General features: G+C 70.1%; 17 protein-coding genes. 11 read left to right on the top strand and 6 right to left on the bottom strand.

Going from position 1 to position 17,799, the window contains the following annotated elements; genetic code table 11:
• The first annotated feature begins 22 nt into the window (after positions 1-22).
• Positions 23-1,327: an MFS transporter gene (locus tag ACWC0C_RS39725; RefSeq protein ID WP_450869381.1), complete on the top strand. Its 1,305-nt coding sequence runs from the start codon at positions 23-25 to the stop codon at positions 1,325-1,327.
• 214 nt (positions 1,328-1,541) lie between these two features.
• Positions 1,542-2,516 carry a hypothetical protein gene (locus ACWC0C_RS39720; protein ID WP_450869379.1) on the top strand — a complete coding sequence of 325 codons (975 nt, stop codon included), beginning with the start codon at positions 1,542-1,544 and terminating at the stop codon, positions 2,514-2,516.
• 347 nt (positions 2,517-2,863) lie between these two features.
• Here ACWC0C_RS39720 and ACWC0C_RS39715 read toward each other — a convergent pair whose 3' ends face one another.
• On the bottom strand, positions 2,864-3,343 hold the full coding sequence (locus ACWC0C_RS39715) for a polyketide cyclase (RefSeq protein ID WP_450869377.1): 480 nt from the start codon (positions 3,341-3,343) through the stop codon (positions 2,864-2,866).
• A 264-nt stretch (positions 3,344-3,607) separates the two neighbouring features.
• Positions 3,608-4,606, bottom strand: coding sequence for a hypothetical protein (locus ACWC0C_RS39710; RefSeq protein WP_450869376.1), 999 nt, complete (start codon positions 4,604-4,606; stop codon positions 3,608-3,610).
• Between the two features lie 253 nt (positions 4,607-4,859).
• Between ACWC0C_RS39710 and ACWC0C_RS39705 the strand changes: the two genes are divergently transcribed.
• Positions 4,860-5,498: a papain-like cysteine protease family protein gene (locus tag ACWC0C_RS39705; RefSeq protein WP_450869374.1), complete on the top strand. Its 639-nt coding sequence runs from the start codon at positions 4,860-4,862 to the stop codon at positions 5,496-5,498.
• Positions 5,499-5,607: 109 nt separating this feature from the next.
• Positions 5,608-6,477 (top strand): hypothetical protein, encoded by an 870-nt coding sequence (locus ACWC0C_RS39700; RefSeq protein WP_450869372.1) that lies wholly within the window; start codon positions 5,608-5,610, stop codon positions 6,475-6,477.
• 282 nt (positions 6,478-6,759) lie between these two features.
• Here ACWC0C_RS39700 and ACWC0C_RS39695 read toward each other — a convergent pair whose 3' ends face one another.
• Positions 6,760-6,939, bottom strand: a complete 180-nt coding sequence (locus ACWC0C_RS39695) for a hypothetical protein (protein WP_450869370.1) — start codon at positions 6,937-6,939, stop codon at positions 6,760-6,762.
• A gap of 162 nt (positions 6,940-7,101) precedes the next feature.
• On the opposite strand from ACWC0C_RS39695, the gene ACWC0C_RS39690 reads away from it, so the two are divergent.
• The 3 genes from ACWC0C_RS39690 to ACWC0C_RS39680 all read left to right on the top strand — a co-directional run bounded on the left by ACWC0C_RS39690 (position 7,102) and on the right by ACWC0C_RS39680 (position 9,345).
• Positions 7,102-8,040, top strand: a complete 939-nt coding sequence (locus ACWC0C_RS39690; RefSeq protein WP_450869368.1) for a MerR family transcriptional regulator — start codon at positions 7,102-7,104, stop codon at positions 8,038-8,040.
• 80 nt (positions 8,041-8,120) lie between these two features.
• Positions 8,121-8,717: a GNAT family N-acetyltransferase gene (locus ACWC0C_RS39685; RefSeq protein ID WP_450869366.1), complete on the top strand. Its 597-nt coding sequence runs from the start codon at positions 8,121-8,123 to the stop codon at positions 8,715-8,717.
• Positions 8,718-8,838: 121 nt separating this feature from the next.
• Positions 8,839-9,345 carry a hypothetical protein gene (locus ACWC0C_RS39680; RefSeq protein ID WP_450869364.1) on the top strand — a complete coding sequence of 169 codons (507 nt, stop codon included), beginning with the start codon at positions 8,839-8,841 and terminating at the stop codon, positions 9,343-9,345.
• Positions 9,346-10,430: 1,085 nt separating this feature from the next.
• Here ACWC0C_RS39680 and ACWC0C_RS39675 read toward each other — a convergent pair.
• Entirely contained in the window at positions 10,431-10,901 is a 471-nt protein-coding gene (locus ACWC0C_RS39675) for a hypothetical protein (protein WP_450869362.1), read from the bottom strand.
• 575 nt (positions 10,902-11,476) lie between these two features.
• The gene (locus ACWC0C_RS39670; RefSeq protein ID WP_450869360.1) at positions 11,477-12,790 is read right to left on the bottom strand and encodes a hypothetical protein; all 1,314 of its coding nucleotides are present in this window, start codon (positions 12,788-12,790) and stop codon (positions 11,477-11,479) included.
• A gap of 306 nt (positions 12,791-13,096) precedes the next feature.
• Between ACWC0C_RS39670 and ACWC0C_RS39665 the strand changes: the two genes are divergently transcribed.
• The 3 genes from ACWC0C_RS39665 (at position 13,097) to ACWC0C_RS39655 (ending at position 15,657) form a co-directional block, all read left to right on the top strand.
• Entirely contained in the window at positions 13,097-13,987 is an 891-nt protein-coding gene (locus ACWC0C_RS39665; RefSeq protein WP_450869358.1) for a DUF4231 domain-containing protein, read from the top strand.
• Between the two features lie 19 nt (positions 13,988-14,006).
• Complete coding sequence (locus ACWC0C_RS39660) at positions 14,007-14,396, top strand: GNAT family N-acetyltransferase (RefSeq protein ID WP_450869409.1); 390 nt, start codon at positions 14,007-14,009, stop codon at positions 14,394-14,396.
• Between the two features lie 376 nt (positions 14,397-14,772).
• On the top strand, positions 14,773-15,657 hold the full coding sequence (locus tag ACWC0C_RS39655) for an alkaline phosphatase family protein (RefSeq protein ID WP_449194300.1): 885 nt from the start codon (positions 14,773-14,775) through the stop codon (positions 15,655-15,657).
• 426 nt (positions 15,658-16,083) lie between these two features.
• Here ACWC0C_RS39655 and ACWC0C_RS39650 read toward each other — a convergent pair whose 3' ends face one another.
• Complete coding sequence (locus ACWC0C_RS39650; RefSeq protein WP_450869356.1) at positions 16,084-17,142, bottom strand: LacI family DNA-binding transcriptional regulator; 1,059 nt, start codon at positions 17,140-17,142, stop codon at positions 16,084-16,086.
• A 219-nt stretch (positions 17,143-17,361) separates the two neighbouring features.
• On the opposite strand from ACWC0C_RS39650, the gene ACWC0C_RS39645 reads away from it, so the two are divergent.
• Positions 17,362-17,688, top strand: coding sequence for a hypothetical protein (locus tag ACWC0C_RS39645; RefSeq protein WP_450869354.1), 327 nt, complete (start codon positions 17,362-17,364; stop codon positions 17,686-17,688).
• Positions 17,689-17,799: the final 111 nt, after the last annotated feature.

The following is a 17,799-nucleotide window of genomic DNA, read 5'->3' as shown; positions in this document are numbered from 1 at the left end:
TGCCGCGGGGTTGGCTGTTCACATGACCACAACTCCAGTCCCCCCTGCTTCAAAGCGGGGCGGCAGCCCCGCGCCACAGCGCGCCACCCGGGCCGCCGGCCTGCTTCCCGCCGATTCCACGCTGCGCCTGGCCAGCTTGCTGACCCTGGTCAACGCCCTCGGCAACGGCCTGTTCTTTCCCCTCGGCGTGCTGTACTTCACGCGCATCGTCGGCCTCGACGCGTCCGCTGTCGGCGTCGGGATGACGGTGGCGGGGTTGGTCGGCGTGGCCGTCGGGGTGCCGGCCGGGCGGGCCGCGGACCGGTGGGGGGCGCGGCGGGTCGGCGCGTTGCTGTGGGGCGGAACCGGGGTGGCCACGGCCGCGTACACGCTCGTGCAGGGCTACTTCGGCTTCCTGATCGCCGTGGTCTGCGCGACGGGGCTGCAGATGGCCAGCCGCGGGGTGCAGGGCGCGGTGTACGCGGAGGTGCTGCCGGCGGCCACGCGGGTGGAGGCGCGGGCGTACCTGCGGATGGTGGTGAACGTCGGCATGGGCGTTGGCGGGGTGTTCGGCGCGGTCGCCCTGCAACTCGACACCTACACCGCGTACATGACGGTGATTCTCGTCAACGCGGCGACTTTCGCGGGTCCGGCGCTGCTGCTGCCGCGGCTGCCGCTGGCGCCGCACGCGACCGAGCTGCCTGCGTTGGACACCTCCGCGCCGGCCACGGAACGCTGGCGGGCCGTGCGAGACATACCGTTCCTGGCCGTGACGATCCTCAACGGGGTGCTGGTGGTCCAGTTTTCGCTGTCTGAGGTGGGGTTGCCGCTGTGGATCGTGGAGCGCACCGACGCACCCCGCTGGACGGCGGCCTTCCTGATGGTTGTCAACTGTGTGCTGGTGGCGCTGTTCCAGGTGCCGGTGGCGCGCCGTGCCACCCAAGTGCCTTCTGCTGTACGGGCGATGGGCTGGTCGGGACTGCTGCTGGCCGCGTCATGCGCGGTGTACGCGCTGTCGGCCGGGCTCTCCCCGGTGTGGGCGGTGGCAGCGCTGACCGCGGGCGCGGTGGTGCAGGTTCTCGCCGAGGTGTTGTCGGCGGCCGGCGGCTGGACGCTGGGCTACGAACTGGCCGACGCCCGAGCCCACGGCGTCTACCAGGGCGTCTTCGGCGCCGGCACGTCGGCGGGCATGATGGCCGGTCCGGCCTTGGTCACCGTCACCGCGATCGCCCATGGCTCGGCGGGCTGGGCGGTGCTGGGCGTGCTGTTCGCGGCGGCAGGCCTGGCGGTGGCCCCGGCGGTGCGCTGGGCCCGCCGGGACGGGGCGTGGCGGGGCGAGCCGGCCTGAAGCGTGCCGCCCGGGCCCGCAGCGTCGTGCCCGGCCTCTGCCCGGCATAGCACCGGGCACAAGCACCGCGGAAGGGTACGGTGACGGCCAGGCAGACCCCGCGCTGCCGACGCCGAAGCCTCAGCCGCCCGGGATGGACAGCCCCGCAGCGCGCTGGAAGAACACACAGCCGGGCCTGAACTTCGAGTCGAAGGCACTTTGCAGAATGCTCAGCATGCGACGCACGGATATCGTCCGGGACGATGACACCTGGACGGGCCTGTCCCTGGAGGTGAGGTCCCGGCGCCGCCCGGGGCTGTGTCTGTTCAGCGCCGAGAGGCGGCTCCTCCTCACCCAGGAGACGCGGCCCGTGCTCCTCGCCGCCGTCGACGGCGACCACGGCGGGGTCGATTTCTGGCGCACCGATGCCTACCGCTCCGTCATCCCGCCTTCGCGGGCCGCGGCCGGTCGGGATCTGGCTGGGCGGCTCGATCGCTGGGCGTACCGCTTCGCGGAGTGCCTGGCCGGTTCACCGGGCAGTCCGCTGCACGACGGGCGGTGGCTGCTGTCGCGCGAGAGCCCGCTCCTGCGCTGGAACCACGGCCGTCGGCCGGAATCCGAGTACTGGGGCGAGATGATCAGCGAGGGCCATCCTGACGGGTACATCGACTGGTTCGTCCACTCCGGTTCGTGGGAGATCCTCCCGCTGCGCCCGATGCCCGACCACCGCGACGGGCGAGTCAAGGCGTACCGCAAGCAGGTCCGTGACGGCACCCTCCCGCCTGTTCTGCTGTGGTGGGTCAGCGGCCTGGACTGCCATGTGATCCTGGACGGGCATGCCCGACTCGCCGCCGCGATCACCGAGTCGACCGCGCCCCCGCTGCTGCACCTGCACCGCACCGCACCGGACGACGAGGTGGCCGCGGGCACGGAGCGGGAGGTGGAGCGCTACGAGGCCGAGCTGGCCCGCTTCGCCGAGCTCCGCGCCCGCCACGGCACCGCCGTCCCCGACGGCGCCGCGATCGCGGGTTCGGCACTGGTCCGCCACCTCGAGGAACTGCACACAGCGGCCAGACCCACCTGGGCCTGGCCGCTGCCTGGCGGACAGGCCGAGTGGTGCCGTGTCGCCCGCGAGGTGACTGGCGGGGAGTGGGGCACGGACGACTGCCTGTCGCTGGGCCCCTCCCAGGGCGTGTCCGGGCGATCATGAGCGGAGCCAGATGATCAGGGCTGTGGTGGTGCCGGTGCCGGTGCCGAGGAAGATGTAGCCCGCGCTTGTCGAACCGGGTGGCTACGGCCCGGTGCGCCTTGAGCTTGTCGATGGCGCTTTCGACTGCGTCGGGCACGTCCCACCGGGGTGCACGCGCCCTAACGCACCAGCGCACCCCGTCGGCCAAAGGCCGCCGTGGGTGAACCGGCGGCCGGCCCGGCCCCGACCCGACCGGCAGCAGCGATTCGAGCACCGCCCACTGGGAGTCGGTCACATCAAGGCGGGCACCAATCAGTGGCGTCTGCAACCGAAGGCGCCGGTACTGATGGTCATCATGGTCGACGACATCACCTTTCGGAGACAAGCTCGGCCAGGTGGTGCAGCGAGTCGGTGAGATGCTCGGGGCCGAACGGCGGGAACTGGATGCCGCGATCCCGGATGAACTGCGGCACCGCCGACCAGTCGTAGGTGAGCGTGACCTCAGTCTCGGACGGACCGACAGGCGCAAGGTCGTAACGCCAGATCCAGCCGCCCAACTCCACGTGGCCGTCGTCCTTCTCCTGCCCCGTCAGCCAGGCAATGGCGCGCGGCGGGTCGAGCACCTGGACCTTGTTGGCCACCTGGTAGTCACCGTTTGGATGGTTGGCGTGGTACATGGCCATCCGGAAAATCTGCCCCACCTCCGTCAGCGGCGCCCGGTCGACAGATTCCTGAACCCAGCCGGTGCCATCGATCGCAGAATGGGTCGTCGGGTCCGCCAGCACCGCGAACACCCTCGCGGCGGGCACGGCGACAGTCAGGGTGGCGCTCACGTTCTCCTGCTCCACGGTGTGCACGCTCCTAGTCATCTCAACTCGGCCTCCCGCAGGCGCGGAAGGGGGACGTACGTTCCCAATGTGCAGACGACGCGGCGAGGCGGAACTCATCGGTCGTGTGGGCGGAACCCACGCCCGTGCCACCAATGACGGCTTGTAAGGGCCAAGTCTCCAGGGCCGGAGAGGCAGTCTCATTCGTACGCCTCCTGCGACACGCCACCGCGACCAGCCCATGACCGGCAACAGCACGCGACATACCGCTTTTGAAGATACGACCTAGTCCCACTCCCATGTGACGCCGAGGACGCCCGGCCGGATCTGCTGCTCCACGAGGTGAACCGAGCCATGGGCGTTCAGTGTCAGATCGGCGACCGCCTCGCGAGGGGCGGTCGCCGTGGGACGGGTGAAGCGGCGGCAGTGGACGGGCAGGGCGGCACGGTCGAAGCCGACCTGGAGGACATACTGGCCGCCGCCGTAGGTGAAGCCGCGAACGTACTCATGGCTGGGCGCGCCGGTTCCGTCCTCGAAGCGGTACCCCAGGACGGCGGTCTCCCCCGCTCTCAACCGCCCGTCGAAGAGCAGCTCGACGACGATCACCCCCGATGCGCCGTGGCGCCGGATCCGCCCGACCCGGCAGTTGCCGAGACCGCGGACCCGTACCCGTTCCGTGTCGCAGCCCGGGTCGCCGTGGTAGATGGCGAGATAGCGGTCGACGCCGTCGCGGTGGGCCCGTACGACGTGGTGCGAGTCGCGGGCGGCGAGCTCTCGATGGGCACCGATGTGAACGTGCTCGTAGTGGATCACGGTGTGCAGGCCCCCGTCCGCCGGTGCCTCCAGACTGGCCAGCAGCGATTCGAGCGCGGCGGCGGGTTCGAGGAGGGTCCGATACGGGCGGGCCGGGGGATGGTCGCTGGTGGCACGCGGACCTAGCAGGCGGGTGAGGGCGTGCGGGGGAAGCTCCAGGACCTCCTCAAGCGCGGTGACGGCACGAAGCGACTCGGGACGCTCGGGACGCCGCACACCGCGCTGCCAGTAGCTGAGGCTGGTCACACCGACGCGTATGCCGCGCTGGGCGAGCCGGTGCTGGACGCGGTGCAGAGCCAGCCCGCGTGCGGCAAGCGCAGCCCGGAGCGCGGCCGAGAACGGGCCGGTGCGCAGCGCTTCGGCGAGCTCGGCCTCGGGGGTGGGGCGGCGGGACGGGCCGAGGGGTGGGCCGAGGGGCGGGTCACCGGGGCGCGGGGTGGTGGCACGGCGATCGGTCCTGTGTGCTGCCATGGGGCCCCTCCCCTCCCCCCACCCCCCTGATCGATTACCTGTGAACGTTCACTTCCCCGTCCTGGAACGAGGCGTTACCTACTTGCTGCCACCTGCTGGTACCTGCTGTGGCATTCACAACCGTACGGGTGGAGTTCACTTCGCCGCCAGCCCTGTGGATAACTTCATTGACCGGGACCCGACAAGAGATCGATCCTGCTGTCGCAGCGTCCGGACGCGCTCCTCCACCCCCACCCTGACTGGGAGGAACGCCATGTCCATTACCACCCGGGGCCGTAGACGGCTGGCGTCGTCGGTCCTCGCGGCCGTCGCCGTCCTGACGTCCGTCCTCGTGCCATCGGCCACTGCTCACGCCGCTCCCCATTCCACCCCGCACGCGGCTCCTCGGGCCGCCGCTCGCCCCGCCGTTACCGGCGCCAAGCGCCTCAACATCACCATGCAGGCGCAGCAGAACAGCAACTGGTGCTGGGCGGCGAGCGGCAACACCATCGCGTCGTGGTTCGGGCGCGACTACACCCAGAACCAGTTCTGTGACGCCGCTTTCAACCGGCCCCAGGGCAGCACCTGCGGCAACTGGCAGGCGGCGTTGGACGACGTGCAGAACGCCCTCGACTGGATGGGCATCAACCCCGGTACGTATGTGAGCGGTTATCTGCGCTACAGCACCGTGCAGAACGAGATCAACGCCAACCGCCCCATCGAAACACGCATCGAGTGGAGCTCCGGGGGCGGGCACATGCATGTGCTGTACGGCTACGACACCTCCGACAACCAAGTCTATTGGGGCGACCCGTGGCCCTCCAACTACCGCTACAACTGGGGGGATTACGACTACTACGTGAGCAACAACTCGTTCACGTGGACCCACTCGCTCTACCGGATCGGAGCGTGACCCCATGACCCCGATCCGCACGTCACCGATCCAGCCCACACCGACCCAGACCACGCCGACCCAGACCACACCGACCCAGCCGTCATCGAGTGGCACGTCACCGGCCCCCATGTTGCCAACCCCCACGTCACCCGAGCGCCGCACGCCCAACCAGCACGCACCCGCCGGTCGCAAGCTCGTCCGCACAAGCGCGGTGGCCGTGGTGTTCGCCGCCACCGCGGCCTTCGGCGCACTCGCGCCCGCCACCGCCCACGCGGCGGCCGGCGGCGACTTCCCCGCGCCCTTCACCGCCGCCGACACCGCTCAGGCGCGCAAGGCGGCGTCAACCCCGGCCACCGTCCTCACCCTCTCGCGCTTCTTCTCCCGCGATGACGCGATCACACCGAGCTCGGCCCGGCCGCACCTGGTCGGGCCGTCGGTAACCGTCTACCTCCTCGATCCGGGGTTCGTCGCCGGACGTCCGGGCGCCCCTGTCGCCGACCCGAAGTTCGTCGCGAGCAAGGCTGTCTCCGCGGACGGCCAGGTCGCCTCGGTGTGGACCGTACGGACGGCGAAGGGGTGGAAGGTCGTCAACATCGCAACCGGCGGTGACGAGACCGACTACGTCAGCGAGGCGCACGGCCTCGGAACCGTTTTCCGGGAACCGCAGATCGACGCCTGGTACGTGGTGCGCGACGGCCGTGTGCGGCCGCTCGACCCCGACGCGCGGCGCGCCGTGGGGAAGGGCGGCGTGACCTTGCCCGCCTACCAGCGCCTGGTACACGCGAAATACGGCGACAAGCTCCCCGGGTCCGCCTACGACCGGGCAGGCGAGGGCGGCGGTTACGGCGGTACAGCCGCACCCCCGCACACGTCCGCCGCGCCCGCGGCGACCGCCGGGGCAGCCGTCACCGCGGGCGCCGCCGCCACGGTCGTCGCCGCCTTGCTCGGCGCCTGCTTCGGCGTCCGCCGCACGCGGCGCCCGCGCCGCGTCAACTGAGCCGCCTCCCCGGCCCCGCGCCCCGCGCCCCCGTGCCCCAAGCCGACCTGGCCTGGTGCACGGGGGTTGTCCGCCCGGCCCATACGAGGAATGCCGGTCCTCACCATCGGGGCGTACAAGTCCAGTGACTCGTACGGCGATGTCATCCACGTGGGCCAGGCGCCAAGATCCCGCGTCAGCGGTTGCCGCCGCACCTCCAGGGCCGCACTCCTCGGCGTGGCGCGTCGGTAGGTCGGTAGTCGGTCTTGTCGAACGTCGCGGGCGACCGCCTCGGGAACCGAACTACTTGCGGTTGCGGACTTGGTCGGCTCTCTCAGGGTTCGTGCAGCCGATGCCACGACGGCGCGGGGAGCCGCGGTTCGCGCGGGAGCCGTAGGCCTTGTCGGCACGGACCTTGTCCGGCCGGGTGCGCGGTCGCCGCGGGCCGGTGAGGGGCACCCGGATGGCGGTCCCACGGCTCATCCGACACGATCCAGGCGACGTCCCCACACCTGGACCGAACGCTCAACCCCCGTCACAGACACGCCAACCAGATGTTCCTCCCCTCCCCACTGGCTCCCCCTTGGTCAACTGCTCGCAGAGCGGGCTTGAGTCTCCAGTGGGGGGAGACAGGAAGATGAGGTCATGGACGGCACCATCCTCTACTCGATCGGTGAACTGGCTCGACGCACCGGGCTGACGGTCAAGACCATCCGTTTCTACTCCGATCGCGGCATCGTGGTGCCGGCCGACCGCACCGCCGCCGGCTATCGCCGCTTCGGTCCCGACGCCGTCGCCCGACTGACCCTGGTGCGTACGCTGCGTGAACTCGGACTCGGTCTCGACGTTGTCCGACAGGTCGTGGAGCGAGAGCTGACGCTCGGTGAGGTCGCCGAGCAGCACGCGGCCGCGCTTGAGGTGCAGATCGCCACCCTGCGGCTGCAGCGGGCCGTACTGCTGGCTGCGGCCAGGCGCAGACCCACCCCTGAGGAGATGGAACGTATGCATCAGTTGGCCCAACTGTCCCAAGGCGCACGCCGACGGCTGGTCGATGGCTTCCTCGACACGGTCTTCGAAGGGCTCGAAGGTGGTCCCGGCCACGCTGCGGCCAGACGCTCCATGACACCCGAGCTACCGGACAACGCGACAGACGAGCAGGTCGAGGCATGGGTGGAGTTGGCGGAACTGACGTTGGACCCGGGCTTCCGCGACCATGTGCGGCGCGCGGCCGAAAGTCACGCGGCCAACCTCCCCGAGCGCGGATCCGCGCCGCCGCGCCCTGATGTCGTAGCCATCGTCCGAGACCTCGCCACGGCAGCCGTCGATTCGGGGATCGCCCCGGAATCGCCGCAGGCCGATCCGGTCGTCAGGGAGCTGACCGCGGGCTGTGCCCGCGCCCTCGGCCGCACGGACGACGCCGAGCCGCACCGGTGGCTACTGCCGCGTCTGGACGCCGCGAACGATCCGAGCCGCGACCGGTACTTCCGCCTGCTCGCAGTCATCAACGGCTGGCCCGACCCGCAACCTCTGACACCGGCGCTCGACTGGTCCGTCACGGCGTTGCGTACACGGTCGGCACGATGACACAACACCTTCACCGCCACACCGGAGAACGCGGCGGACCAGCTCCTGTCACCGCCGTAGCCACCGCCTACGCTCCGTCCATGGACAAGATCGTCGCCCGGCTGGAGGCAGCCGCCACGCCCTCGGCTCCCGCTCTCCTTCTGCGTCAGTGGAGCCTGACGGACGCTGCCGACCTGGTGGAGCTGTTCCGGGACGGTGCTCTGCGCCGCTGGACCCGCGCGGCCGTGGACGACGAGGCTAGCGCCGGGCGGTGGGTGCGGGATCAGCAGCGGGGATGGCAGGCAGGCACTCGCTTCGGATTCGCCGTGGTGGAGTCCGAAACCCCGGGTCGGGACGGAACGTTGGTGGGCCACGTGGTCCTCAAGCGTCCCGCTCCCGGTGCCCCGTCGGCCGAGGTCGGCTACTGGACCGCGGCGCACGCGCGCGGCCGGGGAGTGGCCCCCAGGGCGCTGCGAGCACTGACGCAATGGGCCATCACCACCTTCGAAGGAGAGGGGCTGGAGCGCCTTGAACTCCTGCACCAGGTGGACAACACCGCGTCCTGCCGCGTCGCGCAAAAGTGCCGGTACGAATTGACCACACTCCTGCCTGCAGCACCGCCCGCGTTCCCTCTCGAAGGCCACGTCCACACACGGGCGCGCGGTTTCGGCGGGCGGGGGTTCCCGACGGACTCCTGAGCAAGCTCCACAACCGCTACCGCTCCGCGATCACGCCACCACACCGGCGATGAGCCCGACACTGTCCGGAGCAGGTTCTCGACCGACTCCGGAAACCGGTCCGTTCTCCAGAGGGGGCATCATGTTCCACAGCTCCGCCCAGCCCGGCCGTCCCGTCGATCGCATCTGGCTGGAGGCCCTACGGGAGTTCGGCCGCCCGGTGGCTGTTCTCGCGCGGCCCGAGCCCGGCTGGCGCCGCATGGTGGGCCAGGGGTCGGTCGACGGTCTCCTCCAGCGTATCGACCTCGGATATTACGAGGAGCACACCTTGCTGGTGCAGGTCACCACCCAGCGGCGCCTGCCCGAGCACATCCGTGTGTTCTCAACCCTGGAGCCCGATGCGCTCCTGGGTGAGATCCTCTACGACTCGTCGCCCGACGGACCGATCTGGCCGCCCGACGTACTGGCTGTCGGAACAAGCCAGCTGCTCGTGGACGGAGCGCCGGTCGAGGCGCAGCGGTTCACGTGCGGCGACTACGTCGCCGCCCTCGCCGAGATCGGGGAGGAGACGGTGGCGGTCATCAGCACCGCCGCCCTCCACGATCAGGCCGTCCGCCTCACCCTCGATACCACTGCGGTCCCTGGCTGAGAAGGAGCGCAGCGGGTTCACGCCGGGCTCCGTGCGTCGAAATCCCGTAGGTTGCAAGAATCGGAATGGTCGCGACCTGCAAGAATCGCCGGGTGGGCAAGACTGATCCGGCCGACGTCGAGTACGCCCTTCGTGCTCAGTGTGAGTGAGAGGGTGGATGCAATGGCAGACGCGCACGGAGGGCCGGTTGCGGCGTCGAGCCCCCTGTTGACCCGCGCTCTCACCGTGGAGTCGGGGCGAGCCCGGCAGCTCCTTCCCGCGGGCGGGTGGCGTCTGTCCTCGGCGGACGCCGAGGCTGCGGCGGCCGTCCTGGCCCGCCTCACCGCCCCGCTCCCGGCCCGGCGGGGCACAGCGGCGCGGGCCCAGGCGAGGGACCGGGACAGACGGCTTCAACGCATTGTGCGGACTACCGTCCACCACCTCGACGCCGGTGCTGTCAGCCCGCCTGTCGCCGCACTCCTGGCCGCCGTCGCCCGCGCCCTGCTGCCCTGGCACGCTGCCCCGAATCCCCCCATTGCGGCCGCGGCCCCGAGGTATGGAACGGTGCCGGGGACAACGGAAGGCGCGGCGCCGCCAACCGAGGCGGGCGAAGCCCTGCTCCCCGACCTGACCGCACTGTTCACCGCCCTCGTCGCGACGAGCACGCCCGGGACTGTCCCGCGCACACCGCCCGTTGAGCCTTGGCAGGCCCGATACGTAGGTAGATTCCGTCGCCACACCAGACCCGCCAGAGGGGTATGGGCAGCCGAAACGGTCGGCTGCCCAGAGTGCGCAGGCAAGGACGGCCCGTGGACCGTGACCTGCGATTGGCGTCGGGCCACATTGGGCTGCCCCTGCGGGGCGGTGAGTCGCGAGCACGGCCTCTCCCTCTCCGAGATCTGGCTCGTGCTGCCGGAGACCTGACCGCATTTCGAGCCAGCCGGGGAGAGCAGGGCCCGGCGGTGACCAGCTCCGCCGCAAGATCCTGGCTACGTAGGTCATCTCCAACAACGGTTGTTTGCGGCTTTCGGGAGCGCGCGGGTGTTGAAGGGCGTATAGGACCGGCACGACCGGGCGGCCAGGACGCTGGCAGTGGTCGCCCTCGGTCAGCGGTTGTTGGGGCTCAGCAGCGTGGCGGCTGCGGCGATGAAGGCGACGGATGCTTCCTTGGCCGCATGCCGTCGGGCGTCCAGCTCGGTCCGGTCGGTGGCCTTACGCAGCGCGTACGTGGCATCTGCGGCCTGCTGGGCGGGGCCGGCCAGCTCAGGGACCAGGACCTGGAGGCGGATGTGGGGCGCGGTGATTGCCGCCCGGGTGTCGTGGGATCTCGTCTGGGCTTCCAGCTGGTGCTCGGTGCCTGCCTCGGTCAGGGCCAGACGCTCCCGATGGAACATCGCCGAGCGGTGCGCGTCGAGGGCGGCCGCGAAGTCGGTGACGGCACCGAGCTGGTCCTGGCGGTGGCTGTCGGCGCGCTCCTCGGCGCGTGCGGTGCGTGCCGAACGGTGCTGGAGGAGTCCGGCCGTCAGGGCACCGGCGAGGGTACCGAGTACGGCAACGATCGAAGGCCATATGGACATCAGGTGTCGGGTCCTCTCGGGTAGTCGTTTTCGGTGGTGAGGTCGGCGGACAGCGAGGTACGCGGCGGCGCCATCGGTGGCGGGGTTACGCCTGCGGCGCTGCGGACGCGGTCAGTTTGCGGCTGGGGTCAGAGATCCGGATGGCTCCCCGCCTCTCCAGCACCTGAATGTGGGTGGCGTCGCATTTGGTGCGGTCCTCACTCACGAAATCCCCCTCCGGCGGTGTCCAGCAGAGCTCCACAGCCTAGGCACTTCTCCTGAAAGCGCCAGGTCAGAGCCGGGTTACCGAGAATCGGCGGGCCGACGGTCGCGGTCCCGAGCGAGGCCAGGAGGCTCTCAAGGTCTATGTTGCGGTAGCGCCGTGCCGAGTCGCAGGCGCGGGCAATAGCGGTGAGGGGCAAGTCCCGTGGCGGCCCATTCGCTCCCTTGCGGAACACGAACTCATCGATGCCGAGTATGCGCGGGGCTCGAGCCGGAACGGGTGGGGTGACGAGTCGTCGCAGTACCGCTGTCCGTTCGACCCTGAAGCCGCAGCTTCGCGCACCGGATACCGCGTCGCTCGACCGGTGTCCGGCTCAGGTCGCGGGGCCGCCGCCATGAGTCTCCGATCGCGGGGGGACCCGGTAGGCACGGGAGGCCTGCCAGTCGTGCACGTCCTGGCGACTCAGGAGAAGGGCTCCGGTCACCAGGGCGATCCCGATCGGGATACGCGCTGAGGGCTGATCGACCCCGAACGAGACATGGAGCGCCAATGTCACGAACAGAGACATCACCGCAAACACCAGGGGACCCAGTCCACACAGCAGCGCAAGAGTCTTGCTGGTGAACATCCCACCGCGCCAGGTTCCGTAGAGCAGGGCGGCAATGGGAAGGGCCATGAAGAGCAGCACGGTCAGAACCTCACTGCCCCTTGGGTGCCGTCCGGTGGTGAGAAGGGCTGCCCAGGCCAGCGCGATCAGAGGGACTGCGGCCTTCACCGCCCAAGGACGGGGCAGTCGGCCAGGAGGCAGGCCCGGCGGGTTGACGCCGGCTCGGCGGTAGACGGTCCGGATGGCCAGCGGGAAAGCGGTCCTGACCCAGGCACGGGCACTGATCAACCGGAAGGCGTCGATTTCCGGGTCTTCGTCGCTGCCCAGGGGAGCCAGATGTGGAGTCCAGTCGGCGTCGAACCAGACGGCTTCGCGGACATAGGCCTCCGGCCCGTCCAAGCGGTTCTTCCAGCTCTCGCTGCCCTCCGAAGTGGGAGGCAGCCCCTTGGGAAAGACGTCCTGCATGGCGAGCCTGAATGATTCGTACTGCACGGCGTTGCGGACGCCGAGTAGCACCAGGCGCTCAGGACGGCAGCGCGCCACCACCTGCTCGACCTCCCACCGCAGACTGCGTCCCGGGCCGCAGACCAGAAGGACGAGGACCGCCCGGTCCAATCCGGCGAGCACCTGCGCCTGCCATTCCTCGTCCGAGGAGTAATGGCGTGCCGCTCCTACCTGAGGCAGGCGGTCGCTGGGCCGGCCGAGCGCGATCATCTTCCCGAACGGCTCGACCGCTTGGCCCAGTTGCTGCTCCTCGGTCTCGGTTGCCGCGTGCCACGGACCGTCCCTCACCGAGCCGTGCTGGATCGATGCGAGCCCTTCGTCATCGACGAAGGAGCGCAACAGCAGCACGAGCGGCGTGTCCTGGGGCAGGCCCCCGAGCCCCGGGAGGACCGGCGCCCGGTGCCGACGGCCCTGCCGAAGCGCCCACCGTCCACCGGCCAACAGCGTGGTCATCAGGGTCAGTTCCACGGCGAGGGCGAGCCAACCCTGATCGAACTTTCCCGTGCGCAGGGAGCGGTAGGAGATGGCACCGCAGGCGGTCCCCAGGGCAAGCATCTGCGTGCCGACCAGCTGCAACAGTCGTCCCTTGGCCGGCGACTGACGCAGTTCGGCCTGTGGCCGAGGAGGCCGACGGCCGGTGGGCCGAGACGCCGCCGGGCCGGTCGGATCCGGGGCACCGGGCGGGTTCGGCCGGCCTTCGGGTAGAGGCCCACGTTCCTCCGTCATGCCTCCCCCAGTCCCACGGAGCGTTTCCGTGCGTCACGTCCAGGCGGCGGAAATCACCGACGAGGGGAATCTACCGAACGTGCCGCCCAGGCATGCCCGTTGACGGAAGGCAAGTACTCCTTGGCGCGGGTGCCGACAGGCCGCCAGAATCGCACCGTGACACAGACCTCGCGGGATTCGGTGGTATCGGCAGTGTGGGACCAGCAGAGCATCTGGTCACAGAGTGCGGACCGGCTCAAGGCGTCGGTGACGCGGGCCCGCGTCCTGGCGCTGACCCTGGCCATCGCAGCGGCGGCCTTGGGCACGGCGGCGTCCCAGACCATGGGCTGGAACTCATGGGTGGGCAAGTCCCTCGCGTTCGCTGCCGCGGCAGCGGCCGGCACGGCTCCCGTGGCCGCGCTGCGCGGGGGTCCGCAGCGGCTGAGCGATTGGACGAGGCTTCGGGCGGTGTCCGAGGCACTCAAGACCGAGGTGTACGGCTATCTGGCCGGAGTCGGCGCCTACCGGGGCGCAGCGTCGGCGTCGGCACTGCTGGCAGAGCGCAGCCGACGCTACCGATCGGACGCCGTGAACCTTGTGCACTACACCAGTGGCGTCGATGCCCGACGGCGTACGGTGCCGGCGGTGACGGACATCGACAGCTATGTCGAGCATCGCCTGCGGCGGCAGATCACGGAGTACTACCGGCCGAAGGCGGAAGCCATGGACCGCAAGGTGCGCTTCGTGGAACAGACTGAACTGGTGCTGGGCTGTTTCGGTGGCCTGCTGGCGGCTGCTGCCGGAGCGTTCTCGGTGGAGTGGATGGCGGCCTGGGTGGCCGTCGTCGCCTCGGTCTCGATCGCCGTGACAGCCCACGCCGTCGCCCAGCGGTACGCGTACCAGCAGCTGGAGTTCACGCGCACCGCCGAGGAACTGGAGAGGCTGCTCGAGCGATGGACCACCGAGCCCGACCACTCGGAGGACTTCACCGACGCATTCGTCTTCGAATGTGAGGGTGTCATCTCCATCCAGAACGAAGCCTGGATGATCCGCTGGACGCTTGGCTGACCCGGCCAGGGACTTTGTCGTGCGAGCTTCGGCAGCGACACGCTACGAGGTCGAGGCGGACGAGGCAGGTAACCCCGTGGGCCACGCCCTTCTGACCCGCTGCCGCATTGGCAGCCTGCCGGCCCTTTGCCTGAGCCCTTGCGCCGTCCGTCCGGAGCAGCAGCGCACCGGTGCGGGCAGGGCGGCCGTCCGCACGGGTCAGGCCGCTGCGAGGTCGCTGGGCGAGCACTATGTGGTCGTCCTCGGGCATCCGACCTACTACCCCCGGTTCGGGTTCACCCGGGCCTCTGCCCATGGCATCGGCCTGACCATCGACGTCCCTGACGACGCCTTGATGGCACTCAGCCTCGACGCCGCCCATCCTCTCCCCAGCGGAACCGTTCACTACGCCGATGCGTTCGGTATCTGACCCGGCCTGTGCCGCGCTGGGGGACGTTCCCACGAGGTGGCTTGAAGGCGGTTGTGCCGTTCTTTCGCACGACCTGGTCCCACCCACAGCAGCTCGCAGGCTTCTGCCAGGCGCTCCACTACCCGGTCTCGCTGGCTCTGCCAGTTCGGCTCCCGGTTCCGGCTCGGGGCCCGGGTGGCCGGTGCAACCCTCCGGAAGGTGAACACAGGTGATGGATGAGTCCCCGGCAGCCAACGGCTGTTTGACCGGTTTTCATTGCCCGTCACCTGAAGACCCCGGGCGCGGCCCCATACTCTCCTGCCTGCCCGAGCAAAGACGACCGCCTGAGCAGTAGACAACCCCCCACTGTCCTCACCGCTCCCACAGGAGGTCCACCGTGTCCTTGTTGTCCCGCATCAAGCGCTCGCGCCGGGCGCTGCCCCTGGTCACCGCTCTCCCCGCCGCCCTGGTCGGGGTGTGGGTCGCCGCCCCGGCGGCGCAGGCCGCCGCTCTTCCCACCCCCGACCACGTGGTCGTGGTGGTGTTCGAGAACCACTCCTACGAGCAGGTCATCGGCAGCACTAGTGCCCCGTACCTGAACAACACCCTGAAGGCCGGCGGCGGCAACCTCACCAACTCGTTCGCCATCACCCACCCCAGCCAGCCGAATTACCTGGACCTGTTCTCCGGGAACAACCAGGGCATCACCAACGACAACTGCTACACCCCGCAGTTCAGCAGTGCCGCGAACCTCGGCTCCGAGCTCCTCGCCGCCGGAAAGACGTGGGGCAGCTACAACGAGGGCCTGCCCTCCCAGGGCTCCACGGTGTGCACCAACTCCGCCACCAAGTACGCCCGGAAGCACAACCCGTGGTTCGCCTTCAGCAATGTTCCGCTGAACACGGCGCACACGTTCACGCAGTTCCCGACGGACTACACGACCCTGCCGAAGGAGTCGTTCGTCGTCCCGAACCTGTGCAACGACATGCACGACTGCTCCATCTCGACGGGCGACACGTGGCTGAAGAACAACCTCAGCGCGTATGCCACCTGGGCCCAGACGCACAACAGCATCCTGGCCGTCACCTTCGACGAGGACGACAGCTCACACAGCAACCACATCGCCACCGTGTTCTACGGTGCGCACGTCGCGCCGGGCAGCTCCACCTCGACGCACTACAACCACTACGACACGCTGCGCACCCTTGAGGACCTGGCCGGGCTGACGACCCACGCCGGGGCCGCGGCCAACGCCTCCGACATCAGCGGCATCTGGAACTGACGTTGGGGCGGGCTTCACACATAGCCGACCCTCGGCAGTGAAACAGCATCAAGGCCGCCGCCTCTCAGGAGGCGGCGGTCGTGCCATGCCGGGTGGCCAACTGCCCTGAGGCCGCCCATGGCCTGGTGCTCTCCGGCCAGGGACGGTTCTCGGCACCACGCTGACGGGTGCGGCCACCACCATCGCCGCCGTCGCCGGGATTGCGGTCGAGCACGATGAAGCCGGCCCGTTGCTCAGGCAGACTGCGACTGCGGGCGTTCACTTACCGGCGGACCTCGAATGCGGCACATCGCCCCGGACCGGGCTGGGGCAGCAATACGCCCGTCGCTCGTGCCGCAGCCGGGGTGCGCGGCATCTGCCCGCGATCCACCTGCGACTCGCCACTCAACGCCCCCTCGGCTCGCACCCCCCCTGTCACCGGTCGCCTCACCGGCGTCGGCGCGTCGCCGGGGAGCCGCCGGTTGCCGGCCCCGCGGTGGTCCGCCTGATCTGCAGGGAGCTGCGCAGCACCACGGTACGCAGCGGCCGGTCCGTCCCGGCGATCCGGTCCAGCAGCAGGCCGGCCGCGATCCACCCCAAGTCGTACGAGGGCACCTGAACCGTGGTCAGGCCGGGCTGCGCCAGCGGCGCCCAGGGCACCTCGCCGAACGACAGCAGGCCGATCTCCGGTGGTTCCAGGCCCGCCTCGCGCACCGCCTGCAGCGCCCCGACGGCCATCAGGTTGTTGGCCGCGAAGACCGCGTCCGGCCGCTGCGGCAACCTGAGCAGATCGGCCATGGCCCTGCGCCCGCCCTCGACCTTGAAGTCGGCGTGCCGGGTGTAGTCGCGCAGCAGGTCCATGTCCTCGGCCGGAGCACCCGGGTCGCCGTCGAGGAACTTGTGCAGCGCCCTGCGGTAGCCGGCGAGCCGTTCCTCGGCGGTGGAGGCGCCCGGCGGCCCGGTGATGCAGGCGATCCGCCGGTAGCCGCAGGCCAGCAGGTGGGCCGTGGCCGCCGCGCTGCCCGCCTCGTTGTCGACCAGCACGGCGTCGACTCCAGCCCCGCGGGGGCGGCGGTCCACCGCGACCGCCGGTATGCCTCGGCTCTGCAGGGCGGACAGGTCGGTGCGGCTGCGGGACGCGGCGGCCACGATGACGCCCGCCATCCGTTCGGCGACCACGATGTCCAGATAGCGCCTTTCCCTGTCGACGTTCCCGTCGGTGTTGCACAGCACCACCGAGAAGCTGGTCTGCTGGGCGGCGTCCTCGACGCCGCGGGCCAGTGCCGTGAAGAACGGGTTCTCGATGTCCGGGATGATCAGTCCGATGAGGCTGCTGCGCTGCGTCCGCAGTGAGCGGGCGACCCGGTTGGGTGCGAAGCCCAGTTCGACTGCCGCGCGCCGGACCCGTTCGGCGCGCTCGGCCGTGACGCGGCCCCCGTTCAGGACCCGGGAGACCGTGGCCGGGGAGACCCCGGCCGCCTGGGCCACGTCATTGATCGTCGTCATGGTCCTCCGACCTCTTGCCCGACCCGTACAGGGCTCTTGACACCCTCGGAGGCCAAACCCTACGTTCCCCTTGAAAAGGATTTCAAGGATCCGCCGGGCTCAGTGCCGCTGCAAAGCAGCCCTTCCCGAACCGTCACGCTTCTAACGGAAGAGTGTGGCACGCGATCTGCTGAAATCGATTTCCCTCGTCGATCTTCCTGTATCACCGGAGGCCACCCCATGGCACGCAACGGCCTGCTGCCCCTCTCCGACGGCCGGAACGCCGTCCCCCGGGTCCGCCGGGCCCACCGGGGCACCGCCGGGCACGCCATCGCGCCCGAGCAGGTCAGCGGCATCGAGCTCGCGGTCCCGGTGTGGTCGCCGGCCGGTACGCGTGTGACCGTGGCGGCGCCGCCCCTCAGGCCCGTGCGGTCCACGACGCGTTCCGTCGGCTCCGCCCGGCGCTCCGGGGAGCGGGGGTACGGGCGGGCGATCCGCGAGGCGGCGCACGAACCGGCGGCCCGGCGCCCCGCGGACTCCCTGACGGAACACCCCGCGGATTCCTGACGGAACGCCCCGCGGACTCCTGACGGACTCGTCGGCCGTCCCGGTCCTGCTCTCACACATGCGTCCCCGGTCTGCCGCCGGGGTGCCCGAAATCCATTCCCGACTACGTCA

Source organism: Streptomyces sp. NPDC001709, from assembly GCF_053596375.1.
The sequence above is the reverse complement of the archived record's forward strand: the minus strand, read 5'-3'. Positions and strand labels throughout refer to the sequence as shown.